The sequence below is a fragment of the Halomonas organivorans genome, from assembly GCF_014192055.1.
In the GTDB taxonomy this organism is placed as follows: Bacteria; Pseudomonadota; Gammaproteobacteria; order Pseudomonadales; family Halomonadaceae; genus Halomonas; species Halomonas organivorans.
The window spans coordinates 1-21,643 of sequence record NZ_JACHXM010000012.1 but is presented as its reverse complement, the minus strand read 5'-3'; the positions used below and the strand labels follow the sequence as shown (position 1 = coordinate 21,643).

General features: G+C 65.4%; 21 protein-coding genes. 4 read left to right on the top strand and 17 right to left on the bottom strand.

The window, feature by feature from the left end; translation table 11 throughout:
- The first annotated feature begins 1 nt into the window (after position 1).
- Entirely contained in the window at positions 2 to 874 is an 873-nt protein-coding gene (locus FHR96_RS12730) for an NAD-dependent epimerase/dehydratase family protein (protein WP_183388062.1), read from the top strand.
- A gap of 19 nt (positions 875 to 893) precedes the next feature.
- Here FHR96_RS12730 and FHR96_RS12725 read toward each other — a convergent pair whose 3' ends face one another.
- From FHR96_RS12725 to FHR96_RS12675, 11 genes are all read right to left on the bottom strand, one after another.
- Complete coding sequence (locus FHR96_RS12725; protein WP_183388061.1) at positions 894 to 1,394, bottom strand: acyloxyacyl hydrolase; 501 nt, start codon at positions 1,392 to 1,394, stop codon at positions 894 to 896.
- The gene (gene thpR / locus FHR96_RS12720) at positions 1,361 to 1,918 is read right to left on the bottom strand and encodes an RNA 2',3'-cyclic phosphodiesterase (RefSeq protein WP_183388060.1); all 558 of its coding nucleotides are present in this window, start codon (positions 1,916 to 1,918) and stop codon (positions 1,361 to 1,363) included. Before thpR ends, FHR96_RS12725 begins: the two co-directional genes overlap by 34 nt.
- A 224-nt stretch (positions 1,919 to 2,142) precedes the next feature.
- Positions 2,143 to 2,532, bottom strand: coding sequence for a RidA family protein (locus FHR96_RS12715; protein WP_183388059.1), 390 nt, complete (start codon positions 2,530 to 2,532; stop codon positions 2,143 to 2,145).
- Positions 2,533 to 2,617: 85 nt separating this feature from the next.
- Positions 2,618 to 4,750: a RelA/SpoT family protein gene (locus tag FHR96_RS12710; protein WP_183388058.1), complete on the bottom strand. Its 2,133-nt coding sequence runs from the start codon at positions 4,748 to 4,750 to the stop codon at positions 2,618 to 2,620.
- A 54-nt stretch (positions 4,751 to 4,804) separates the two neighbouring features.
- Positions 4,805 to 5,065 carry a DNA-directed RNA polymerase subunit omega gene (gene rpoZ, locus FHR96_RS12705; RefSeq protein WP_183388057.1) on the bottom strand — a complete coding sequence of 87 codons (261 nt, stop codon included), beginning with the start codon at positions 5,063 to 5,065 and terminating at the stop codon, positions 4,805 to 4,807.
- Positions 5,066 to 5,242: 177 nt separating this feature from the next.
- Entirely contained in the window at positions 5,243 to 5,857 is a 615-nt protein-coding gene (gene gmk / locus FHR96_RS12700) for a guanylate kinase (RefSeq protein ID WP_183388056.1), read from the bottom strand.
- A 93-nt stretch (positions 5,858 to 5,950) separates the two neighbouring features.
- The gene (locus FHR96_RS12695; RefSeq protein WP_183388055.1) at positions 5,951 to 7,147 is read right to left on the bottom strand and encodes an MFS transporter; all 1,197 of its coding nucleotides are present in this window, start codon (positions 7,145 to 7,147) and stop codon (positions 5,951 to 5,953) included.
- A gap of 126 nt (positions 7,148 to 7,273) precedes the next feature.
- Positions 7,274 to 8,239, bottom strand: a complete 966-nt coding sequence (glsB, locus tag FHR96_RS12690) for a glutaminase B (protein WP_343066368.1) — start codon at positions 8,237 to 8,239, stop codon at positions 7,274 to 7,276.
- A gap of 94 nt (positions 8,240 to 8,333) precedes the next feature.
- Positions 8,334 to 9,800 (bottom strand): alanine/glycine:cation symporter family protein, encoded by a 1,467-nt coding sequence (locus tag FHR96_RS12685; RefSeq protein ID WP_183388054.1) that lies wholly within the window; start codon positions 9,798 to 9,800, stop codon positions 8,334 to 8,336.
- Positions 9,801 to 10,134: 334 nt separating this feature from the next.
- A complete protein-coding gene (locus FHR96_RS12680; RefSeq protein ID WP_183388053.1) occupies positions 10,135 to 11,565 on the bottom strand; it encodes a sigma-54-dependent transcriptional regulator in 1,431 nt (476 codons plus the stop codon).
- A complete protein-coding gene (locus FHR96_RS12675; protein ID WP_183388052.1) occupies positions 11,562 to 13,316 on the bottom strand; it encodes a transporter substrate-binding domain-containing protein in 1,755 nt (584 codons plus the stop codon). Before FHR96_RS12675 ends, FHR96_RS12680 begins: the two co-directional genes overlap by 4 nt.
- Before the next feature lie 130 nt (positions 13,317 to 13,446).
- Here FHR96_RS12675 and FHR96_RS12670 point away from each other — a divergent pair, with 130 nt between their 5' ends.
- The 3 genes from FHR96_RS12670 to FHR96_RS12660 all read left to right on the top strand — a co-directional run bounded on the left by FHR96_RS12670 (position 13,447) and on the right by FHR96_RS12660 (position 16,340).
- Entirely contained in the window at positions 13,447 to 13,683 is a 237-nt protein-coding gene (locus FHR96_RS12670) for a transposase domain-containing protein (RefSeq protein WP_183388051.1), read from the top strand.
- 523 nt (positions 13,684 to 14,206) lie between these two features.
- Positions 14,207 to 14,980 carry a glutaredoxin gene (locus FHR96_RS12665; protein ID WP_221195810.1) on the top strand — a complete coding sequence of 258 codons (774 nt, stop codon included), beginning with the start codon at positions 14,207 to 14,209 and terminating at the stop codon, positions 14,978 to 14,980.
- A gap of 16 nt (positions 14,981 to 14,996) precedes the next feature.
- Complete coding sequence (locus FHR96_RS12660) at positions 14,997 to 16,340, top strand: APC family permease (protein ID WP_183388050.1); 1,344 nt, start codon at positions 14,997 to 14,999, stop codon at positions 16,338 to 16,340.
- 160 nt (positions 16,341 to 16,500) lie between these two features.
- On the opposite strand, the gene FHR96_RS12655 is transcribed toward FHR96_RS12660, so the two are convergent.
- From FHR96_RS12655 to FHR96_RS12630, 6 genes are all read right to left on the bottom strand, one after another.
- Positions 16,501 to 17,091, bottom strand: a complete 591-nt coding sequence (locus FHR96_RS12655; protein WP_035594407.1) for a Spy/CpxP family protein refolding chaperone — start codon at positions 17,089 to 17,091, stop codon at positions 16,501 to 16,503.
- Positions 17,092 to 17,147: 56 nt separating this feature from the next.
- Entirely contained in the window at positions 17,148 to 17,606 is a 459-nt protein-coding gene (locus FHR96_RS12650; RefSeq protein ID WP_035594404.1) for a hypothetical protein, read from the bottom strand.
- A gap of 151 nt (positions 17,607 to 17,757) precedes the next feature.
- A complete protein-coding gene (locus FHR96_RS12645) occupies positions 17,758 to 17,994 on the bottom strand; it encodes a DUF2933 domain-containing protein (RefSeq protein ID WP_052052406.1) in 237 nt (78 codons plus the stop codon).
- Between the two features lie 2 nt (positions 17,995 to 17,996).
- Positions 17,997 to 20,294 (bottom strand): copper-transporting P-type ATPase, encoded by a 2,298-nt coding sequence (locus FHR96_RS12640; protein ID WP_081945799.1) that lies wholly within the window; start codon positions 20,292 to 20,294, stop codon positions 17,997 to 17,999.
- Positions 20,295 to 20,325: 31 nt separating this feature from the next.
- Complete coding sequence (locus FHR96_RS12635) at positions 20,326 to 20,580, bottom strand: SHOCT domain-containing protein (RefSeq protein ID WP_200880071.1); 255 nt, start codon at positions 20,578 to 20,580, stop codon at positions 20,326 to 20,328.
- A 161-nt stretch (positions 20,581 to 20,741) separates the two neighbouring features.
- Entirely contained in the window at positions 20,742 to 21,413 is a 672-nt protein-coding gene (locus FHR96_RS12630; protein WP_035594402.1) for a methyltransferase family protein, read from the bottom strand.
- Positions 21,414 to 21,643: the final 230 nt, after the last annotated feature.

Here is a 21,643-nt window from a genome sequence, read left to right as displayed (position 1 = left end):
GGTGAAGACAACGACGCTGATTCTGGGCTGTGGAGACATTGGAACGACGCTGGGAGGCGAACTCAAGGCGTCCGGGCAGCGAGTGATCGGGGTGCGCCGCGATGCTGCCAGGTTGGCCGAAAGCGGCCTGGAGGGCGTATCGGCGGACCTGAATGACGCGACGGCCCTGACCGAGCTGCCGGACGCCGACATCCTGGTCTATGTGGTTAGCGCCGACCGCTTCGAGGAAGCGGCCTATCGGGCCGCCTACCCGGACGGTCTCAAGGCGGTGCTGGACGAGTTCGGTGGTCGCCAGCGTCCGCCGCGGCATGTCTTCTTCGTCTCTTCCACCAGCGTCTATGCCCAGCAGGAGGGCGAGGTGGTCGACGAGGACAGCGCCACCGTGCCCACCGGCTTCTCCGGGCTGCTGATGCGCGAGGCCGAGCAGACGCTGATCGACCACGCACTACCCGGTACCGCGGTACGTTTCTCCGGCATCTATGGGCCGGGTCGTGATCGCCTGATTCGCCAGGTCGGCGAGGGTCGCATCGCCGCAGCGACCCCGACGATGTACTCCAACCGCATTCACCGCGACGACTGTGCCGGCGTATTGGCCCATCTCATCGCCCGTGCGCTCGACGGGGAGGCCCTGCATGAGCTGTACCTGGCCAGCGACTGCGAGCCTGCGCCCCTCCACGAGGTGATGGCATGGCTGGCCAAGCAGCTCAAGGTCGAGGCCACCGAGACCATTCAGTCGCCGCTGCGCCGCCGTGCCAGCAAGCGTTGCGACAACGCTCGTTTGCTCGAGAGCGGCTATCGCTTCCGCTATCCGAGCTTCCGAGAGGGCTATGCCCAGGTGCTTCGTGAGGGCGGCTATCTTCAGCCGACGACCTGAGCGGTTCCGTCGCCCCGATTCATAGGGCCAGGCGATAGCTCAGCGAATAGACCTCGAAGCCGTCATTGGGCAGGTCGAGGCCGGCATTGGAGTAATGGCTGGCGCTGATTCCCAGCTCGCTCTCCCGGCCGAGTCGGATGCCGGCCGCCAGGCGATCCTCGAACTGGAAAGCGGTGGACAGGTCCCGCTCCTCGAGGCGCGTCTCGACGAACAGCGCGCCTCCCACGCCGGCCTCGACATAGGCTCGGCCGTCGGCAAAGCCGTAGCGCAGGGCCGGCGTCAGTCGCCAGGCGAGATTGTCCTGATAATGGTCACCGGGTAGCCACAGCAGGCCGGTGGCGAGACGCAGGTCGATGGCGGGATAGCGCGGGAACAGACCGAGGAGAGTGTCGAACGTGACGCTTAGCGCGGGTGTACTCTCGCTGGTGATGCCGAGCTCGATGTTGGGGGCGGCGCTGGCCTGGGCGGTGGCCAGTGCGCCGAGTATCAGGATGGTCCGGGGGACGACTCTGGGCGACATGGCGACTCCTCGAGGTGAGCCGTTCGCGCGAGGCGGCGATAGTGGCTGCCTTCATGCGTGATCGTCGACTGTATTAGCTCAACCTGAGTGTAGTCCCAAGTCAGCGAAACGGCCGGGAGTTCCGGTGACGGGGGGCGTTGGGCATGTCGCAGCAGGGTGACATGGGGCACGAAGCGGCCGGGCCGCGTGCCGGCGCCGAGGCGCTCCAGGCCGTCCCACAGCTGGCATTGCAGGCTCGCCAGCGCCGGATCGACGTGGGTGGCCCCGACCCAGACGATACCGGGCCGACGGAACTGGCCCCAGCGGTCGAGCTGCCAGCGGCCGGGTAGCAGGGTCATGCTCGCCAGCCAGTCGGCGATGGCCGTGGCCCGCGCCGGTGGCTGCTCGCCGAGGAAGGCGAGCGTGAGATGGACGCTGTCGTCCGGCATGCGTCGGCCGCCGCAGCGGGCCTGGGCGGCATCGGCCAGGACGCCGAGCCGCCGGCGCAGGGGCGGCGGCGGAACCAGGGCCAGAAACAGGCGCATGGCAGATTTACACCCGGAGGCGTGGAGGAAAGAGCGGATTCATGTCGCGAGCGATGAGAGGCGGGGACGCCTAGTCTGGTCGCCGCCGGAGCCTACATGAGGATAGCGACGGTCCGACGCTTCGGCACCGCCGGCGGCCAGGATCGCTAGGTTCGTTCCCTACGAACCTGCGCACTTCCCACATCCATGTGGGTCGTCGAGCGCAGCCATGAATCGGCCTTTCCTCAGTCGCCGATGACCAGCACGGCCTCGGCCTCGACCTGGCTGCCCTTGGGCAGCGCCTTGACGCCGACCGCGGCGCGAGCCGGGTAGGGGGCGTCGAAGAACTCTTCCATGATGCCGTTGACGATGGCGAAGTTGTCCAGGTCCACCAGGTAGAGGTTGAGCTTGACCACGTCCTTGAGGCCGCCGGCGGCCTCGTCGGCGACGGCCTTCAGGTTGGTGAAGACCTGGCGTGCCTGGGCCTCGAAGTCGTCGGAGACGATCTCCATGGTGGCCGGGTCCAGCGGGATCTGGCCGGAGAGATAGACGGTGTTGCCGGCCTTGATGGCCTGGGAGTAGGGGCCGATGGCGGCGGGCGCCTGGTCGGTGTTGATGACGGCCTTGTTGCTCATGGTGTGCTCCGTATTGTTGGCGATGAGGGAATGACCAATGAAGCCCCTCGCCCGCCGCGACCGCGACGGGCGGGAGTGGCATCTTTCAGTTGCCCAGGCGGGTGATCTTGCCGACGTGGGACAGGTTGCGCAGGCGCTTGATGATCCGCGCCAGGTGCACGCGATTGCGTACGGACAGGGTGAGGTTGACGATCGACAGTCGGGCGTCGCGCTCCTCGATGCCGATGCGCTCGATGTTGGCGTCGGCATCGGTGACCAGGCTGGCCAGCTCGGCCACCAGGCCCCGACGGCTCTCGATCTCCAGGCGCAGCGGCACCGGGAAGTCCTCGTCGGACTGCTCCGACCACTCGAGGGCGAACAGCTTGTCCGGGTCGCTCCTCAGCTCGGCCAGGTTGCGGCACTCGGCGCGGTGGACGACGATGCCCTTGCCCACCGAGAGGTGGCCGATCACCGGGTCGCCGGGCAGCGGATGACAGCAGCGGGCGAACTTGATCACCATGCCCTCGGCGCCGCTGATCACGATCGGACCCTGATGGTGCCCTGCGTCCTGGATCGGCGCCTGGTCGCCGTGCTGGAGGTCCGCCAGGCGGCGAGCCACCACGTGGGCGACGCGGGTGCCCAGGCCGATGGATTCCAGCAGCGTGTCCTCGCTCTTGAGTTCGAGCTCGGCCAGCAGGCTTTCCAGCGGCTTGGCCGGCAGCTCCTCGAGGCTGGTCTCGAACTCCGCCAGTGCCTTGTTGAGCAGCCGGCGCCCCAGTTGGACGGCTTCGGTGTGCTGCTGGTGCTTGAGCGCGTGGCGGATCGCCGAGCGTGCCTTGGCGGTGACCACTACGTTGAGCCAGGCCAGGTTGGGCCGGGCCCCGGGCGCGGTGATGATCTCCAGCGTCTGGCCGCTCTGCAGGCGGGTGGAGAGCGGCGCCAGGTGGCGGTCGATGCGGCAGGCGATGCAGCTGTTGCCGATGTCGGTATGCACGCTGTAGGCGAAGTCGATCACCGTGGCGCCCTGAGGCAGCTCCATGATGTCGCCCTTGGGCGTGAACACGTAGATATCATCGGGGAACAGGTCGTTCTTGACGTGTTCGATGAACTCCAGCGAATCCCCGGCATGGCGCTGCATCTCGAGCAGGCCCTTGACCCAGGCCCGGGCCCGGGCGTGGCTGCCCTCGGCGATCGGATGCTCGGTCTGGCCGGCCTTGTACAGCCAGTGGGCGGCGATGCCGTTGTTGGCCATGGCCTCCATCTCGCGGGTGCGGATCTGCACCTCGATGGGCATGCCGCCGCTGCCGAACAGCGTGGTGTGCAGGCTCTGGTAGCCGTTGGCCTTGGGGATGGCGATGTAATCCTTGAACCTGCCGGGCACCGGCTTGTAGAGGTTGTGGACCACGCCAAGGATGCGATAGCAGCTGTCGACGTCATCGGTGATGATGCGGAAGCCGAACACGTCCATGATCTCGGCGAACGACTTGCGCTGGTCGCGCATCTTTCGGTAGATCGACAGCAGGTGCTTCTGACGACCCACCACCGAGCCGGTCAGCCCCTCGTCGTCGAGGCTGTTCTGCAGGCTGTTCTGGACCTGACGAATCGCCGAGCGACGATGGCCGCGGGCGCTGGCCACGGCGCGCTTGATGCGCTCGGCGCGCATCGGGTGCAAGGCCTGGAAGGACAGGTCCTCGAGCTCCACTCGGATGGTGTTGATGCCCAGCCGGTTGGCGATCCGCGAGTAGATCTCCAGCGTTTCGCGGGCGATGCGGCGCTTCTTCTCCGGGCGAAGTGCGCCCAGGGTGCGCATGTTATGCAGCCGGTCGGCCAGCTTGACGATGATCACCCGGATGTCCCGGGACATCGCCAGCACCATCTTCTGGAAGTTCTCGGCCTGGGCGACCGCCTTGTCCTCGAAGGTGATCTGGGTCAGCTTCGAGACCCCGTCGACCAGCTCGGCCACCGGCTCGCCGAACTGCTCGCCGAGGGCCGTCTTGGAGACGCCGGTGTCCTCGATGACGTCATGCAGCATGGCGGCCATCAGGCTCTGATGGTCCATGTGCATGTTGGCCAGGATATTGGCCACCGCCAGCGGGTGGGTTACATAGGGCTCGCCGGAGCGCCGACGCTGGCCGTCGTGGGCCTGCTCGGCATAGTAGAAGGCACGCTTGACCTGCTGAATCTCGTCCGGGGGTAGGTAGCCGCCGAGGCGGTCGGCCAGGTCATCGATGGTGAACATGCGGCGCGCCCTGAAGGTTGCATGATGGCCGTGCGGATGGCGACGACGGCGGCATCACTCCTCGGCGGGGATGCCCGGCTCGCCTTCGGGGCGAGGGCGCACGGGGGCCTCGATGGGCTCGTCCAGCACGCTGGAGTCGACCAGGCCTTCGGCGATCTCACGCAGCGCCATCACGGTGGGCTTGTCGTTCTCCCAGGGCAGCAGGGCATCGCGGGAGCCGCGGGCCAGCTGTCGCGCACGCTGGGTGGAGATCATCACCAGCTTGAAGCGGTTTTCGACGTTTTCCAGACAATCTTCGACTGTGACTCGCGCCATGAATGCCTTCCTGAATGCTGACGGGCGAAACCCCGGCTGGCGTCGCTGCGCCCCGGGGATTCACCGATGAATAGATCGAATAGATTACTCGACGCCCGGTTCCCTTGACAAGCGCTGCGGTCGGCTCAGGACCAGCGCCTGCGGCTGAGCGTCATGACAAGCGCCCGCGGCGGAGGGTCATGACAACAGCGCCGCCAGCAGCGGGGCATGGCGCTCGTGCATGCGCTCGGCGGTCAGTCGCCGGGCGATGACCAGCGACTGCAGCTCGCGCTGGGCGGTGGTGAAGTCGTCATTGATCACCAGGTAGTCGTATTCGTCGAAGTGCGACATCTCGCTGACGGCCTCGCGCATGCGCGAGGCGACGACCGCATGCTCGTCGGTGCCGCGGCTCGACAGGCGGCGCTCCAGTTCCTCGCGGGATGGCGGCAGGATGAAGATCGACACCGCCGCGGGTACCTGCTCGCGCACCTGGCGGGCGCCCTGCCAGTCGATCTCGAGGATCACGTCCTGGCCGGCGGCCAGCAGGTTCTCCACGGCGCGCCGCGACGTGCCGTAGTAGTTGTCGAACACCCGGGCGTGCTCGAAGAAGTCGCCTTCGGCGATCATCTTCTCGAACTCGGCTTGATCGACGAAGTGGTAGTTCACGCCGTCGACCTCGCCCTCGCGGCGCGGCCGGGTGGTGTGGGACACCGAGACCTGGATGCCGTCGAGGCTTTCGATCAGTTCGCGCACCAGGCTGGTCTTGCCGGCGCCGGAGGGGGCGGAAACGATGAAGAGCGTACCTTGGGGCATGACGAATCCTGCGATATCGACGGCTGCGGAGGAGGGCGCGAAGTATCGCATACTTGGCGCCCATCCCCTATCCCCCATCCCCAGCCTGCGGAGTCATGCTGCGGCGGCTTTGGCCTCGCGACGTTCCAGGTGGCGTCCCACGACGAACACCGCCAGCCCGCCGAGCGCCAGCACGGCGCCGACCAGGCCGCTGGCCGACCAGGGCGCTCCGCCCTTGATCACTACCGCCGCCAGCCAGGCACCGAGGGCGTTGGCGCAGTTGAAGGCGGCATGGTTCATCGAGGCGGCCATGGTCTGGGCATCGCCGGCGACATCCATCAGCCGGGTCTGCAGCGCCGGCCCCAAGGCCATGCTGGTGCCCACCAGGCCGACGAACAGCAGGCCGGCGATCAGGTGATTGGCGGCGAAGAAGAAGCCGCCTTGGACCAGCAGGCACCACACCAGGATGCGGGGGATCGCCTTGAGAAGATTCTTGTCGGCCAGCCGCGCGCCGATCAGGTTGCCGAGGATGGTGCCGATGCCGAAGATTGCCAGCACCCAGGGGCCCACCGCCTCGCTCATGCCGGCCTGGCTCGAGAGCGTCGGCACTACATAGCTGAACACCGCGAACATGCCGCCGAAGCCGATGCTTGCGACGCCCAGGGTGAACAACACCCGCCGCTTGACCAGTGCGGAGAGCTCCCGCCTGGGGCTGGCATTCGGGTTATGGGGCTGGCGAGGGACCCACAGGCGGATCAGCACGGCGGTGGTCAGGGCGATCACGCCGACGCCGAGGAAGGCGCTTTGCCAGCCCAGCCACTGGCCGGCCCAGGTGGCCAGCGGCGCACCGATCACGATGGCGCTGGTCAGGCCCAGCATCACCCGGCTGATCGCCTGGGCGCGCTGCTCGACCGGCACCGCGGCAGCGGCGACCAGGGCGGCCACGCCGAAGTAGGCGCCGTGGGGCAGGCCGGCCAGGAAGCGCAGCCCGACGAAGGGCCAGAAGGACGTGGCCATGGCGCTGGCGATGTTGCCCACGGCGAACACCAGCATCAGCACGATGAGCAGGGTGCGGCGCGGCACCCGGGCGGCCAGCGCCGAGATCAGCGGTGCGCCGACCACCACGCCTAGCGCATAGCTGGAGATGGCGTAGCCGACGTCGGCGGCGGCGACCTGGAGGTCGCCGGCCACGCGCTCCAGCAGGCCCATGATCACGAACTCGCTGGTGCCGATCCCGAAGCCGCCGAGGGCGAGCGCCAGCTCAGCCAGGCGTGGGTGGCGCGCGGTGGCGCCGGACGGGGTGGTCGACATGGCGAACCTCCTGGGCAGCGCCCGATCTAGTACGAGTGAAGCCAGGAATCTTACTCTTCATTTGCGACCAAAGTCTAAATATCGGCGCCAATTGAGCGGATTTTTGTCTTTATGAAAGTAATAAAACTACATGATGGGCGTCATCCTGCCCCCCGAAGGCAAGCCGGCGGGAACGATACCGGACCAGCGGCCCAGATCGTCGGCGAGCAGTTCTAGGGCGTACTGGGCGGCCACCGAGTTGCCGCGTTCATCCAGCGCCGGCGACCAGGCGCAGACCGAGAAGCGGCCGGGCACGATGGCGACGATGCCGCCGCCGACGCCGCTCTTGGCCGGCAAACCGGCCCGGTAGGCGAAGTCGCCCGCCGCATCGTACATACCGCAGGTGAACAGCAGCGAGTTGATCCGCCGCGCCAGGTCGGGGGCGATGAAGCGTTCGCCCAGGGACAGGGCATGGCCCTCGGCGGCCAGGAAGTTGAAGGCGCGGGCGAGGTCGACGCAGCTCATGGACAGCGCGCAGCAGGCGAAGTAGGCCGTCAGGACCTCGTCCACCTCGTTGTCGAGGTGGCAGAAGGCCTTCATGAGGTAGGCCATGGCCGCGTTGCGGGCCCGATGTCGCCACTCGGAAGCCTGCACGGCATCGTCGATGTGAATCGCCGGGTTGCCGGACAGGCGGCGGGCGACGTCGCGCAGGTGCTTCGAGGGCGTGGCGAAGGCGCCGACCAGGCGGTCGGTCACCGCGATGGCACCGGCGTTGATGAAGGGGTTGCGGGGCTTGCCGCCTTCCGCCTCCAGTTGGGTCAGGGAATTGAAGGGCATGCCCGAGGGATTGCGGCCCACGCGCGTCCACAGCGCATCACCTTGGACGCGCAGGGCCAGGGTCAGCAGCAGCACCTTGGCGATGCTCTGGATCGAGAAGGGCACCTGGGCCTCGCCGGCGTGGTAGATCTTGCCCTGATTGGTGCAGATCGCGATGCCGAACCGGTTGGCGTCCTGCTCCGCCAGCGCCGGAATATAGTCGGCGACGCGGCCGATGCCCAGGCGGGACCTGGCGCGGCGTTCCAGGCTTTCCACCCATTGCTGCATGGCTTCCATGAAGTCTCTCCGATGGGCTCGTATCGAGAGGGATCAGGACGCGACGGCCCAGCCACGGAGTCATCCGTGGCTGGGCCGTCGCGCTCGGGGGGCGCTAGGACACGGCGGTTGACGTTGTCCGCGAGCGGCGGAGGCGTTCGCGATCCTCGGGTTCGATCTCCCAGGCCGTCGGATCGACGTTCAGGTCGCCGAAGCGCTCGGCGTCGAAGATCGGCTGTGTCACGCCCGACCGGATCTGGCCATCGAAGTCGCGCAGGATGCGAAGTCCCGGCTTGAACAGCAGGATCAAGGCGATGAGGTTGGCAAGCGCCAGGAAGCCCATGGTGGTGTCGGCGAAGGCGAAGACGGTGCCCAGGTCGGTCATCGCTCCCCAGGTGCACAGGCCGATGATGGCGAGTCGGAAGGCGTTGAACAGGGTACGATTGCCGCGGCTGAAGAAGTCGAGGCTGTTTTCGCCGAGGTAGTAGTTGTAGAGGATGGTGCTGAAGCCGAACAGCAGCAACGCGATGCTGACAAAGCTGCGGCCCCATTCGCCGACGTGGTCGGCCAGCGAGGCCTGGGTCAGGGCGATGCCGTCGATGCCGGCGCCGGCTGCCGGATCATAGGCCCCGCCGAGCAGGATGATGAAGGCGGTAGCCGAGCAGATGATCATGGTGTCGATGAACACCGAGAAGGCCTGGACGATGCCCTGATTGACCGGGTGCGGCACGTAGGCCACTGCTGCCACGTTGGGCGCGCTGCCCAGCCCGGCCTCGTTGGAGAACAGGCCGCGCTTGACGCCCATCATGATCGCCGCGCCGATGCCGCCGCCGATGGCCGGTTCGAGGCCGAAGGCGCTCTTGACGATCAGCCCGATGACGTCGGGCAACTGCGTCACGTTCAGCGCCAGGACCGCCAGGGCGATCAGCAGGTAGCCTCCTGCCATCACCGGGACCAGGAACTCGGTGACCCGGGCGATGCGCTTGACCCCGCCGAAGACGATCAGGCCGACCAGCAGGGCCAGGCCGAGCCCGGTGTAGCGGGCCGGGATGCCGAAGGCATCGTCGAAGGAGGTGGCTACGGCATAGGACTGCAGGGCGGTGAAGGCGAAGCCGAAGGTGGCCAGCAGCAGCACCGAGTAGAGGCCGGCCAGCCAGCGCCAGCGATGCCCCAGGCCGCGAGCGATGTAGCGAGCCGGGCCGCCGCGGTAGGTGCCGTCGGGTTCGGCGGTCTTGTAGGTCTGGGCCAGGGTGCACTCGAGGAAGCTGGTGGCCATGCCCATCAGGCCGACCACCCACATCCAGAACACGGCGCCCGGTCCACCGAGGGTGATGGCCACGGAGACGCCGGCGATGTTGCCGCCGCCGACCCGGCCGGCCACCGACAGCAGCAGCGCCTGGAAGGAGCTCAGGTGGCCGTGCTTGTCGCGCTTGAAGGCCTGGCTGGCGCCGAGAATGCGGAACATGCGGCCGAAGTAGCGGAACTGCACGCAGCGCGAGGCGAGGGTGAAGCCGACCCCGACGGCGATCAGCAGGGCGATCAGCACCTTGCCCCACAGCAGGTCGTTGATCAGCGCGAGCATGCGGCACCTCCCACGTTGGCGATGATCAAGGCGGGGGAGGCGGTCGCGGCCGGTGTGGCCGCCTTCGTTGTTGTTGGCATTGGTCGTCGAACCTCTTGCTCTTGGAATGTGGTGGCTCCCGTCGCGGAGCCACTTCCCATGGAGCAAGGCGCGTGCCAGATGGTGGAGTTTCCGTTAGCTCATTGTTTTGTATGGTTTAAAGAGTGGTTCTTTGGGCAAGGCACGATGGTGAAGGGGTATAACTTCGCGACACGCCGTGGCGCTATTATTGATACAAATAATTGAAAATAAAGAAGTTTATGGCGATATAACCAAGGTTATTCGGGCGTACGGGTTATAGGGGTTCCGAGCCGGCCTCGCGCAATTTCTTCAGCCGCTTGCTGAGCGCCGGCTGGGAGATGCCCAGCAGCCGCGAGGCGATCGACTGGTTGCCCTCGGCGCGGTGCATGGCCTCGCGGACCAGCAGGTCGGCGACCTCGTGCAGCGTCGGCAGGGGCTCGTCGGGGGCAAAGACGTGGCGTTCATCGCAGGTATCCGGCGGCTCGGGGGCCGGGTGTCCCGGCTCGATGGCGCGACGGAACACCTCCATGGACAGCGTCCGCGAGCGGTGGACGCTCATGGCGTCATAGGCCATGGCGCGCAGTTCACGCACGTTACCCGGGAAGGGGTGGTTGGCCAGCAGCACCGGCAGCTCCGGGGGATAGGTCGGCCGCGGCTTGCCGAGCTCGTCGGCGGCCTCGGCGAGGAAGTGGTCCAGCAGCAGCGGGATGTCGCCGCGGCGCCGTCGCAGCGGGGGAATCCACACCTGGTGGGTGCGCAGCCGGTAGTAGAGGTCCTTGCGGAAGTCGCCTGCCCGCTGGCGTGCCTCGAGGTCGTGATGCGTCGCCACCACGATGCGCGCCCGCGCCCGCTTGGGGCGGTCGCTGCCCAGCGGGTAATACTCTCCCTCCTGCAGCAGGCGCAGCAGCTTGACCTGGGAGGCCGGGTTCAGATCGCCGATCTCGTCGAGGAACAGGGTGCCCTCGGCGGCCTGCTCGACCATCCCGGCGCGGGGGCGGTCGGCCCCGGTGAAGGCGCCCTTCTCGTGACCGAACAGGGTGTCGGCGAAGACGCCATCGTCGAGCCCCGCCGCATTGACGCAGACCAGCGGCCCGGGCCGACCGCTCAGGGCATGGGCCGCCCGGGCGATCAGTTCCTTGCCGACGCCGCTCTCCCCGCCGATCAGCAGCGGCTGGCCGCTCGGGGCCACCGACTCGAGGTACTGGAAGACCGAGCGCATGCCCTTGTCGTCGGTGACGATGTCGGCGAACGCCTCGGGATGTTCCAGGGTGTCGTTGAGGAAGCGCCGCCGCAGCTCCTGGTTCTCCTGACGCAGCTCCTGCAGGCGGATGGCCCGCTTGATGCCCTCGATCAGCCGGCTCTGCTCGTCGGTCTTGACGAAGTAGTCGAAGGCCCCGTGCTTGATGCAGTCGACGGCGGTTTCCACCTGGTTCAGGCCGCTGATCACGATCACGCCGACGTCGGGATGCTCCTCGACGATCCGGCGCAGCAGTGCCTCGCCTGACAGATGGGGCATGGTGAGGTCCAGCGTCACCAGGCCGATGTTCTCCCGTGCCAGGATGTCCATCACCTGGCGGCTGTCCTCGCAGCGATGGAGGTGATTGATGCCGCCGCTGCGCTCCAGGGCGATGCTCAGGCTGCGCAGGAAGGAGGGCTCGTCGTCGACCAGCAGCAGGCCGAAGGCGGGATAGAGGTTCATGCTCATCGCTCGTTCCGATGGGGGACAGCGTCGTCGGGCGGGGCCACGGGCAACGTCAAGGTGACGTTGGTGCCCTCGCCTGGGCGCGAGGCGAAGGCCAGGTCGCCGTCATGCTCGCGGACGATGCCGGCGGAGACCGACAGCCCCAGGCCGGTGCCGCCGGACTCCCGCCGAGTGGTGAAGAAGGGGTCGGTCAGCCTGGACAGCGCCGCCGGATCGATGCCCCGTCCCTCGTCGTGCACTTCCAGGGTCACGGTCCCGTCGCCAGGGAGAAAACGGGTCGTCAGGCGTATGCCCCGATCGCGATCCTCGAGCGCCTGGCAGGCGTTCAGCACCAGGTTGATCACCACCTGTTCGATGCGCTGGGCATTGCCCCACACCGCGGGCAGATCGCCCGCGTAGTGCGCCTCGAAGCGGTCGGTGGCCTGGCGGATCGAGTTATCGACCAGCCGCACCGCGGTCCTGGTTACCTCGTCGAGATCGAGGCGCTCGCCGAGATCGTGGCTGCCCTGGCGGGCGAAGTCCTTGAGATCGCCGACGATGCGCTTGATGCGCTGGGTGCCTTCCAGCATCTCGTCGAGCATCGAGGGCACCTCGTCACGCATGCGCGAGTAGGGCAGACCGCCGAACGGGAAGTCGCCGTGCTCGCGATAGTGGGCCTCGAGAATGGGCCGGGCGTCGTCGTGGGCATCCCGCAGCACCGGCAGGTTCAGCAGCAGCAGACCGCTGGGATTGTTGATCTCATGGGCGACGCCGGAGACCAGCACGCCCAGCGAGGACATCTTGTCGGCCTGGATCAGCTGCTGCTGCTGGCGGTGCAGCTCCGCCGTGCGGCTTGCCACCTCGCGCTTGAGCAGGCGATTCCAGATCACGATGCCGCCCAGGATCAACAGCAGCAGCGCCGAGGCGATGGCTCCGATCATGCCAAGCCGCTTCCACGGCAGCCCCTCCCCCTGCTCCAGCGGGCCCAGCCACTTGTCGTAGATGGCCTGGTGGCGACCGGTGTTCTTGAGGATCGCCAGCCCCTCGCTGAACTGGGCGAGCACGTCGGCGTTGCCCTCCTTCACGGCATAGCCGTAGCGCAGCGAGAAGGGACGGGCGACCGGCACCAGGTTGGTCAGCCCCAGCTCGCGGCTCAGGTACAGCGCCGGAAGATTGGCCACCAGGGCGTAGTCGTGCTGACCGGCGGCGAGGGCGCGCAGCGCGTCGGCATGGGTGTCGGTGGTGAACAGCTCGGCCCCCACGTCCTGCTCGATCAGCAGGTCCTGCATGATGTCGCCGCGCTGGACGATGACCTCCTTGCCGCGCAGCTCCTCCAGGCGTTCCACGGGCGGCGTGCCGCGGCGGGCGAAGATCGACTGGTGGACGATGGCGTGGGGCGGGGCGAAGTCGAAGCTGGCGTCGCGAGCCTCGGAGTAGGACATGCCCTCCAGGACGTCGATCTCGCCGGTTTCCAGCTTGTGGCGCATCTCGCTCCAGGGGCCCAGCTCGATGCGTACCTCGATGCCCATCACCTCGGCGATGGCCCGAGTCAGCTCGACGTCGTAGCCGGTGGGCCGACCGTCCTCGTCGAGGAACTCGTAGGGTGGATGGTAGTGGTCGCCGCCGACCACGATCACATCATCGCTGCCGCGCGGGTCACCTGCCGTGCCCGGCGTGGTCTGGCCGGCGGCCGGCCAGGCGACGAGGCATAGCGAGACCAGCAAGGCCAATCCGAGGCCCGTCGACAGGGGGGAGGCGCTCGATAGCACGGGCATCGCGAAGCTACTCGATGTTCTGGATCTTAAGGTTGATTTTCTTAAAAAATATATTATTAATCAATTGCTTGAAGAATGTGAGTGGTGAGTTTTTCATGAGGGACTACCCGGTATACTACCCGGTTGGCTGATGACTCCCAATCGCCATCCCTTCGTGGTGGGTCGAGAGTACTGGCTGTTCAACCTCACTCAGAGCGATGCGCGGTCCAGCGCGGCTCTCTACAACCTGGTCGAGACGGCCGAGACCAGTGGCCTCTTGCCCTACGAGTACCTGCAGTTCGTGTTCGAGACGCTGCCGACCTTCGGCGAGGAAGATGGACTCAGCTCCCTGCTGTCCTGGCACTGGAAGGAGATCCTACCGGCTTGAGAAGGGCTGATACAGATGAAGTTACTGGATCGCATAGGAGCGGGCGGCCTGACGGTAAACCAGGCTGTACCACTCTCGCCGAGCCAGTCCGCGGCATATTCAAGGCGATCTACTACCGCATGTCGCTGGTGCTGGACACCGAGAACCTCTCGCCCTGACTCGGTTCCACGCTCCACCACGTCGCTCATTACCTGCCCGCCGAGCGGATCATCCACTGGCCGGTGAGAATGAGGGTAAATCGACCTATTAGGACGATGCGGAACTATCGAGTCCGTCGACTATGCGCCCTAAATATTCGTCAGGCTCTATATATAACGCCGTTAGCCTTCTATGGGTGACAACTCATCACTCGTACCGGTCACCGCAACCGTTCGACTGCGCAACCTTGTCAAAGCAGGCAGCTTGACCTTTGGGTTGCACAATGGTTCTAGCCTATTGATTTTATCAGGGTCATGGCCGAAGTGCTTGGCTGTGAATGCCACATTCGCGAATGCCTTTCAGGCACTGAAGGAGGTGAAAGCCTATGAGTAGCGTTGCGTCGGCGTCTGCTGCACCGCACAAGACGGCCCGTGTCTACCGTATGAAGACGGAAGAGCACCTCTGCCCGTTTGGCCTGAAGACCGTGGATCTTCTCAAGCGCAAGGGCTATCGAGTCGATGATCACACCCTCACCTCGCGGGAGGCGATCGAGGCGTTCAAGGAGCAGGCCGGTGTCGATACCACGCCTCAGGTCTACATCGGCGAGGAGCGCGTGGGGGGCTATGAGGAGGTTCGCGCCCACCTGGGCATGAGCGTGCCCGGCGAGAAGGAGACCACCTATCAGCCGGTCATCGCCATCTTCGCGACATCCTTGCTGATCGGCCTGGCGGTGAGCTGGACGGCCAGCGGCACCCTCGTGTCATTGCGCATGCCGGAATATGCGATTGCCACCGCCATGACCCTGCTGGGGCTGCAGAAGATGCAGGATGTCGAAAGCTTCAGCACCATGTTTCTCAACTATGACCTGCTCGCCCAGAGGCATGTGCCTTACAGCTACGTCTATCCCTTCGCCGAGACCCTGGCCGGTATCCTGATGCTGACGGGGGCCCTGATCTGGCTTGCAGCACCCCTGGCGCTGTTTATCGGCACGGTGGGGGCCGTTTCGGTATTCAAGGCTGTCTATATCGACAAGCGCGAGCTGAAGTGCGCCTGCGTGGGCGGCAACAGCAACGTGCCCTTGGGCTTCGTCTCCTTAACCGAGAACCTGATCATGATGGCCATGGGGCTCTGGATGCCGCTGAAACAACTCATTCTTTGAGGAAATGGAGGCAGGGATGAACGACTCCTCGGATCGTGCACCCGAATACGAGGAGGGTAGCCTGACCCTGGCGGGCGCGGTTGCCCTAGGCACGGGGGTCATGATCGGGGCCGGTATCTTCGCCCTGACCGGCCAGATGGCACAGATGACGGGGTGGCTGTTCCCCCTGGCTTTTCTGTCGGCGGCCGTGATCGTCTCCTTCAGTGCCTACTCCTATGTCCGAATGTCCAGCACCTATCCCTCCGCCGGGGGGATCGGCATGTATCTGCAGAAGGCCTATGGCTCGACATTGCCGACCGCCTTTCATGCCTTGCTGATGTACTGTTCCATGGTGATCGCCCAGAGCTTTCTGGCCAGAACCTTCGGGTCCTATACCCTGCAGCTGTTCGACGTCGAGAACCGCTCCCTGCTGGTGCCGTTACTGGGGGTAGGGCTGCTGTTGGCGGCCTTCCTGATCAACCTGTCGGCCAATCGGCTGATCGAGGGAGTCGCCTCCGTGCTGGGTGTCATCAAGATCGTGGGGATCGTCGTGTTCGGCGTGGTCGGGGTCTTCGTCGCCGACTCGCTGAAGACGGACGTGTCATCATCAACAGCGCCCCAGGCTTCCCTGTCAGGTTTTCTGGGGGCCACGGCCCTGGGTATCCTGGCCTTCAAGGGGTTCACCACCATTACCAACAGTGGGTCGGAGCTCAAGGACCCCCACCGCAATGTGGGCAGGGCGATCATGATCTCGATCGCCTTGTGCGTGGTGATCTACGCGCTGGTGGGCTTCGCCGTCGCCAGCAACCTGTCGCTTCAGGAGATCATCAAGACCCAAGATTATTCCCTGGCGGCTGCCGCCAGGCCGGTACTGGGCGAGGCCGCGGTTTGGTTCACGGTTATCCTGGCGATGCTGGCCACGGCGGGTGGCATCATCGCCAGTGTCTTTGCGGTCTCCCGCATGCTGGCCATGCTGACCGAAATGCGGCTGGTGCCTCACCGCCATTTTCATATGCCCGGCAGCATCCAGAAGCACACCCTGGTCTACACGATCGTGCTGGGCTTGCTGCTGACTGCGTTCTTCGACCTCAGCCGCATTGCGGCTCTGGGCATCATCTTCTACCTGATCATGGATATCGCGATTCACTGGGGGGTATTTCGCCACCTCAGGCAGGAGGTCAGCGCCAAGCCTGCGATCCCGATCATTGCCATTGTGCTGGATATCATCGTCTTGGGTGGTTTCGTCTGGGTGAAGGCCACCTCCGACCCGCTGGTATTGATCGTCGCCGCCGTGGTGATGGCACTTATCCTGATCGGTGAGGGGCTGTTCCTGTCAAAACGTGAATCGCCGGCCGGCGATGACCACTCGCACACTCATTGACTTTGATCGGACATGGCCTTTCGTGGCTGGCGCTGAAAGCTTGGCACTGCGTTACAGCAGGGCCTCCAGCACGCTATACGGTATGGCCCCGGACAGCTGACCAGGATGCTACCGTCCTGGCCAGTTATGGGGGCATCCCCGGGCGTCGGGGATAGCCGTGTCAGTGATGCGAGTCGTGCTCCTCGGGGGCGACGTTATCGGAAGAGGGAGCCTTGCTGAGCCGTTGGCGCTGCTCAGCGGTCAGCAGATCCTGCATGGCGTTGTGCAGTCGGACCTTCTCGGCCATCATTTCACCGTGCAGCTCGGCCATACGTCCATGCAGGGTCTTGACCTCTTCCGGGTCGGGGCGCTCGCCGTGTAGCTCGGCCATCAGGTCATCACGCAGGTTCATCAGCCGACCCAAGCGCTCGAACTGGGCGGGGCGATGCTCCTGCATCAGCGCACGCATCTCGTCGCGCTGTTCGGGATCGAGCATCTGCTGCATGCCCATGCCTTTTCCGTCCATCATCGGGCAGGGCATCATGCCGGAGCTAATGCCGCCCATCATCATGCCGGGCCCCATGCCGCCCTGACCGCCCATCATCATGCCCGGGCCCATGCCGCCCTGGCCGCCCATCATCATGCCAGCGCCTTGGCCTGGCTGTCCCTCCTCCATTATGCCGCGGGGCATCTCCTGAGCAAGGACGAAGTCAGCACTGCTGCTGAGCGCCAAAGCCAAGCCGAGGGCGAGAGTGTGCATGCGAATGTTCATGTGTTATCTCCTTCTTAGCAGGCACGCTGCTGACATCAGGGTTATCTATCGCTCGACTACAGGTCTCGAGCCCGGTTGGCTTGCTGGGCCAGGCGCATCGCCTCGTGCTCCTCGAGCTTGAGGAGCTCGTCGACCAAGTCGCGAGCCTCGGGGATCTCAGCCCGACCCGCCAGATAGCGGTACAGCTCGGTGGCCTGGTCATGAAGCGAGAAGACTTCCTGACAGATTTCGTCGAAGCTCATCTCAGCGTAAGGGGCGCTGCATGCCTGGTGGGGGGCGATGGGGTTATGGGACAGATAGTCGTAGACCCAGGTGTGCAGGGCCTTGGGGTCGGCCTGCTGCTCGAAGCGGGCCACGGTGTGCTCCAGCCTCGCCTCGTGATCGGCGAGATACTCTAGCAGCCACTTGGCTCGGGCTTCCTCCTGCTGGGTGGCACAATGCCTGAAGCACTCTGCCAGATGGACATGCAGCTGGCGGGTCCAGTCGATCAGGTCCTGAAAGGTTTCGATCTTCATTACGGCTCTCCTTTGAGAGGCGGCACTACCAGTTTTGGTGTTAGTTTGCGTCGGCCTGTGCTCGGCTTGCCGTTCTCACCTGACCCGCCCAGCCGTAGAGGCTGTGAATGGCGATTTCGCACAGGCTGTCGCGGGTCGCCACGACCTGATGTCACTCGTCAGGAGGCTTCTCTTGGGGATCATGCTCGCGGTGTCTGTCATGTCTTCTGTGCATGAACAGGTGCATCAGCGGGCAGGCGAGCAAGATCAGCCAGGGCAGGGCACCGAGCAGGTGGACCTTGTGCTCCTCCCAGAGCAGGAAGCCCATCACCGCCAGGGCGATCGCCACCATCAGCCAGAAGGTGCCCTTGCTCGGTCTGCGGTCCAGCCAGTTTTTCTCGTCATGCATGGTCAGATCCTCACTCGGCGCAGGCGCAGTGAATTCATCACCACCGACAGCGATGAGGCGCTCATCGCAAAGGCGGCGAACATTGGCCCGATCAAAAGGCCGAGGAACGGATAGAGGAGCCCGGCCGCGATCGGCACGCCGGCCCCGTTGTAGACCAGGGCGAAGAACAGGTTCTGCTTGATGTTGCGCATGGTGGCCAGCGACAGCTTGCGGGCACGGACGATGCCGTCGAGGTTGCCCTTGACCAGGGTGAAACCGGCGCTTTCGATCGCCACGTCGGCGCCGGTGCCCATGGCGATGCCCACATCGGCCTGGGCCAGGGCAGGAGCGTCATTTACCCCGTCGCCCGCCATGGCCACCTTGCGGCCTTGTTCCTGCAATTCACGGATGATGCGCGCCTTGTCCTCGGGCAGCACGTCGGCGCGGATCTCATCGATGCCCAGCCGGCCGGCCACCGCCTTGGCCGTGCGCTCGTTGTCGCCGGTGGCCATGATGATGCGAAAGCCGAGTCGGTGCAGCGCCTTCAGGGCATCGGGCGTGGTCTCCTTCACCGGGTCGGCCACGCTGACCAGGCCGGCGATGGCACCGTCGAGCACGACGAACATCACCGTTTCGCCCTGATCGCGGCGGGCGTTCGCGGTCTCGGCGATCCGGCCGCCGTCGAGGCCCAGTTCGGCCATCAGCTTGGCGTTGCCTAGTGCTACCGAGTGGCCGTCCACGACCCCTGTGACGCCCTTGCCGGTCACCGCCTCGAAATCGCTGGCCGCGGCGAGGGAGACGCTGCGCTCCTCGGCGCCGGCGACGATGGCCTCGGCCAGCGGGTGCTCGGAGCCCTTCTCGAGGCTGGCCGCCAGGCGCAACACTTCGGCCTCGTCATGCCCCTCCTCCGGCAGCACCGCCACCAGCTTCGGCTTGCCTTCGGTCAGGGTGCCGGTCTTGTCGACCATCAGGGTGTCGACCTTGGCGAAACGCTCCAGCGCCTCGGCATTCTTGATCAGTACGCCGGCCTGGGCGCCGCGCCCGGTGGCCGTCATGATCGACATCGGGGTGGCCAGGCCCAGGGCACAGGGGCAGGCGATGATCAGCACCGCGACCGCTGAGACCAGCGCATAGGACAGCGCCGGCGCCGGGCCCCAGATCGCCCAGGCGATGAAGGCGACGATGGCGACACCGATCACCGCGGGGACGAAGGTGCCCGCCACCTTGTCGGCGAACTTCTGGATCGGCGCCTGAGATCGCTGTGCCGCAGCGACCATCTCGACGATCTGGCTGAGCATGGTGTCGGCACCGACCCGCGTGGCCTCCATGATCAGGCTGCCCGTGCCGTTGATCGTGGCCCCGGTGACCTTGTCGCCTGCGACCTTCTCCACCGGCACCGGCTCGCCCGAGATCATCGACTCGTCGACCGAGGAGCGGCCCTCGACCACCACGCCGTCCACCGGGACCTTGTCACCGGGCCGTACCCTCAGTTGATCGCCCACCTGCACCTCTTCCAGCGGCACCTCCTCCTCGCTGCCGTCGGGTCGGATCACCCGCGCGGTCTTGGCGGCCATGTCGAGCAGCGCACGGATCGCCTTGCCGGTGCCTTCCCGGGCGCGCAGCTCCATCACCTGCCCCAGCAGCACCAGGGTCACGATCACCGCCGCGGCCTCGAAATAGACACCCACGGTACCGTCTTCCCGGCGGAAGCCGTCGGGGAAGATGTCGGGGACCAGCAGCGCGACGATCGAGAACAGATAGGCGGCACCAACCCCCATGCTGATCAGGCTGAACATGTTGAGGTTCCAGGTGCGGAAGGAGTTGATGCCGCGCACGAAGAATGGCCAGCCAGCCCACAGGATGACTGGTGTGCTCAGCACCAGCTCGATCCACATCGCTGTGCGTTCGCCGAAAAACTCGCGGATCGCCGTGAGGCCAAGAAAGGGGCTCATCGTCAGAACCAGCACCGGCAGCGTGAGCACGGCCGCGACCCAGAAACGGCGGGTGAAGTCGATCAACTCGGGATTCGGCCCTTCATCGCCGACCGTCGCCGATTCGAGCTCCAGCCCCATGCCGCACAGCGGGCAGGCGCCGGGTTGGGTCTGGCGCACTTCCGGGTGCATGGGGCAGGTGTAGACGGCGCCGGCATGCCCGGCCGGCACCTTGTCGTACTGGCCGCCGCGAATCGGCGCAGCGGCCTCATGGCCGGCGTGATGGCCATGCCCGTGACACTCGCCATGGCCAGGGTCGCCATGAGCGCTGTCTCCCCCCGTATCGTGATGCGAGTGCTCTTGCTGATGTAAGTTCTGGTGCTGAGTCATGGAATCGTCTCCATCGCTTTCGCGCCTCGATTCAAGACGCAAGGTCGCGCTTGCGTTGCTCGTACTCCTCGCGGTCGATCTCGCCCCGGGCGTAGCGTTCCTGCAGAAGGTTCAGTGCCGTTGGCCGCTGGTGAGAAATGGCCTCGCCCCGGCTCCGGGTCAGGCCACGCACCAGGAGAACGGCCAGGGCAATGACGGCGCCCCAGAACAACACCATCATGAGCCCGCCGAAGAGCATATGCCCCCAGCCGTAACTCCCCATATACGCCATCATGTCGCCCCACATGGTCGGGTCTCCTTTACATGTCGAATCGCCTTGCCCTGATGTCAGGCTAAAACCTACGGGTAGCCCAAGGGTCAAGATAGGGATGAGGGAAAAGCATGCGGTTCTTGATTCCGGTCAGCTTTCGGCATCTTCGGTGGAATGGAATCTGTGAATTCAGGATGTTATTTCCCCCTCTGTGCATCGTGAGTATTGCGTGAACTCTCCGCCAGCTCCCGCCACTGTCCCCAGCGAGGAATGAACATCGGTACCCGCCGCTGATAGGCGCGATAGGCATCTCCGAACCGGCCCAGCATCTGCCGTTCCTCCCGGTGGGCCAGCCAGGTATAGGCCAGCACGATCACCGGAAACAGGCCGACCGAGAATAGCGTCGGCCAATGCACCACGCCTTCGCCGAACAAGGCGATGAACAAGCCGGTGTATTGGGGATGCCGTACCAGGGCATAGAGTCCGCCGGTCACCAGGCGGTCCTCGCGCCGTGCCTTGTAGACGTGCCGCCAGCCCTGGATGAAGATCCCGATGCCGGTAAAGGCGAGCCCGTAGCCGAGCAGCATGGAGACAAGCATGCCGGTTTCTCCCAGCCCCACCAGCGTCGACCAGAGACTGGCGCTGACATACTCGCCATCCAGACCGAAGAAACGCACCAGCAGATAGATGGTGAGTGGGAAGCCATACATCTCGGCGTAGAGCGCGATGATAAAGGCCTGCACCGCGCCGGCACCGGCCCATTCGTGCCAGTTCTTCGGTGCGAAATGGCGATAGAAGAACCAGGAGACCAGGACGATGACGATCAGCGCGAGGCCCCAGGCTCCGGTATGATCGATGGATGCATTCATGGCCTAGGCCCCACTGTGCCGGTTGAGGCGTGTGGCAAAGAAGTTGTAGAGCGGGCCGAAGACCAGGGCCATGTACCAGCCGTAGCCGAAGCTTTCAGCCAGGCCTAGGAAAAAATGGGTATACGGATTTAATGATTGATGGGGCACCTTCACCCCATCAATCTGATACCACCCTCAGATGGTTGATAGATCGACTCCGTAGTTGAGTTCCTCTGCGAAGTCCGGCAGTC

Excerpts from the sequence above, each read along its gene's own strand:
- FHR96_RS12725 (WP_183388061.1), bottom strand. The coding sequence starts at position 1,394 with ATGTCGCCCAGAGTCGTCCCCCGGACCATCCTGATACTCGGCGCACTG.
- thpR (WP_183388060.1), bottom strand. The coding sequence starts at position 1,918 with ATGCGCCTGTTTCTGGCCCTGGTTCCGCCGCCGCCCCTGCGCCGGCGG.
- FHR96_RS12715 (WP_183388059.1), bottom strand. The coding sequence starts at position 2,532 with ATGAGCAACAAGGCCGTCATCAACACCGACCAGGCGCCCGCCGCCATC.
- FHR96_RS12710 (WP_183388058.1), bottom strand. The coding sequence starts at position 4,750 with ATGTTCACCATCGATGACCTGGCCGACCGCCTCGGCGGCTACCTACCC.
- rpoZ (WP_183388057.1), bottom strand. The coding sequence starts at position 5,065 with ATGGCGCGAGTCACAGTCGAAGATTGTCTGGAAAACGTCGAAAACCGC.
- gmk (WP_183388056.1), bottom strand. The coding sequence starts at position 5,857 with ATGCCCCAAGGTACGCTCTTCATCGTTTCCGCCCCCTCCGGCGCCGGC.
- FHR96_RS12695 (WP_183388055.1), bottom strand. The coding sequence starts at position 7,147 with ATGTCGACCACCCCGTCCGGCGCCACCGCGCGCCACCCACGCCTGGCT.
- glsB (WP_343066368.1), bottom strand. The coding sequence starts at position 8,239 with ATGGAAGCCATGCAGCAATGGGTGGAAAGCCTGGAACGCCGCGCCAGG.
- FHR96_RS12685 (WP_183388054.1), bottom strand. The coding sequence starts at position 9,800 with ATGCTCGCGCTGATCAACGACCTGCTGTGGGGCAAGGTGCTGATCGCC.
- FHR96_RS12680 (WP_183388053.1), bottom strand. The coding sequence starts at position 11,565 with ATGAGCATGAACCTCTATCCCGCCTTCGGCCTGCTGCTGGTCGACGAC.
- FHR96_RS12675 (WP_183388052.1), bottom strand. The coding sequence starts at position 13,316 with ATGCCCGTGCTATCGAGCGCCTCCCCCCTGTCGACGGGCCTCGGATTG.
- FHR96_RS12670 (WP_183388051.1), top strand. The coding sequence starts at position 13,447 with ATGACTCCCAATCGCCATCCCTTCGTGGTGGGTCGAGAGTACTGGCTG.
- FHR96_RS12665 (WP_221195810.1), top strand. The coding sequence starts at position 14,207 with ATGAGTAGCGTTGCGTCGGCGTCTGCTGCACCGCACAAGACGGCCCGT.
- FHR96_RS12660 (WP_183388050.1), top strand. The coding sequence starts at position 14,997 with ATGAACGACTCCTCGGATCGTGCACCCGAATACGAGGAGGGTAGCCTG.
- FHR96_RS12655 (WP_035594407.1), bottom strand. The coding sequence starts at position 17,091 with ATGAACATTCGCATGCACACTCTCGCCCTCGGCTTGGCTTTGGCGCTC.
- FHR96_RS12650 (WP_035594404.1), bottom strand. The coding sequence starts at position 17,606 with ATGAAGATCGAAACCTTTCAGGACCTGATCGACTGGACCCGCCAGCTG.
- FHR96_RS12645 (WP_052052406.1), bottom strand. The coding sequence starts at position 17,994 with ATGCATGACGAGAAAAACTGGCTGGACCGCAGACCGAGCAAGGGCACC.
- FHR96_RS12640 (WP_081945799.1), bottom strand. The coding sequence starts at position 20,294 with ATGACTCAGCACCAGAACTTACATCAGCAAGAGCACTCGCATCACGAT.
- FHR96_RS12635 (WP_200880071.1), bottom strand. The coding sequence starts at position 20,580 with ATGTGGGGCGACATGATGGCGTATATGGGGAGTTACGGCTGGGGGCAT.
- FHR96_RS12630 (WP_035594402.1), bottom strand. The coding sequence starts at position 21,413 with ATGAATGCATCCATCGATCATACCGGAGCCTGGGGCCTCGCGCTGATC.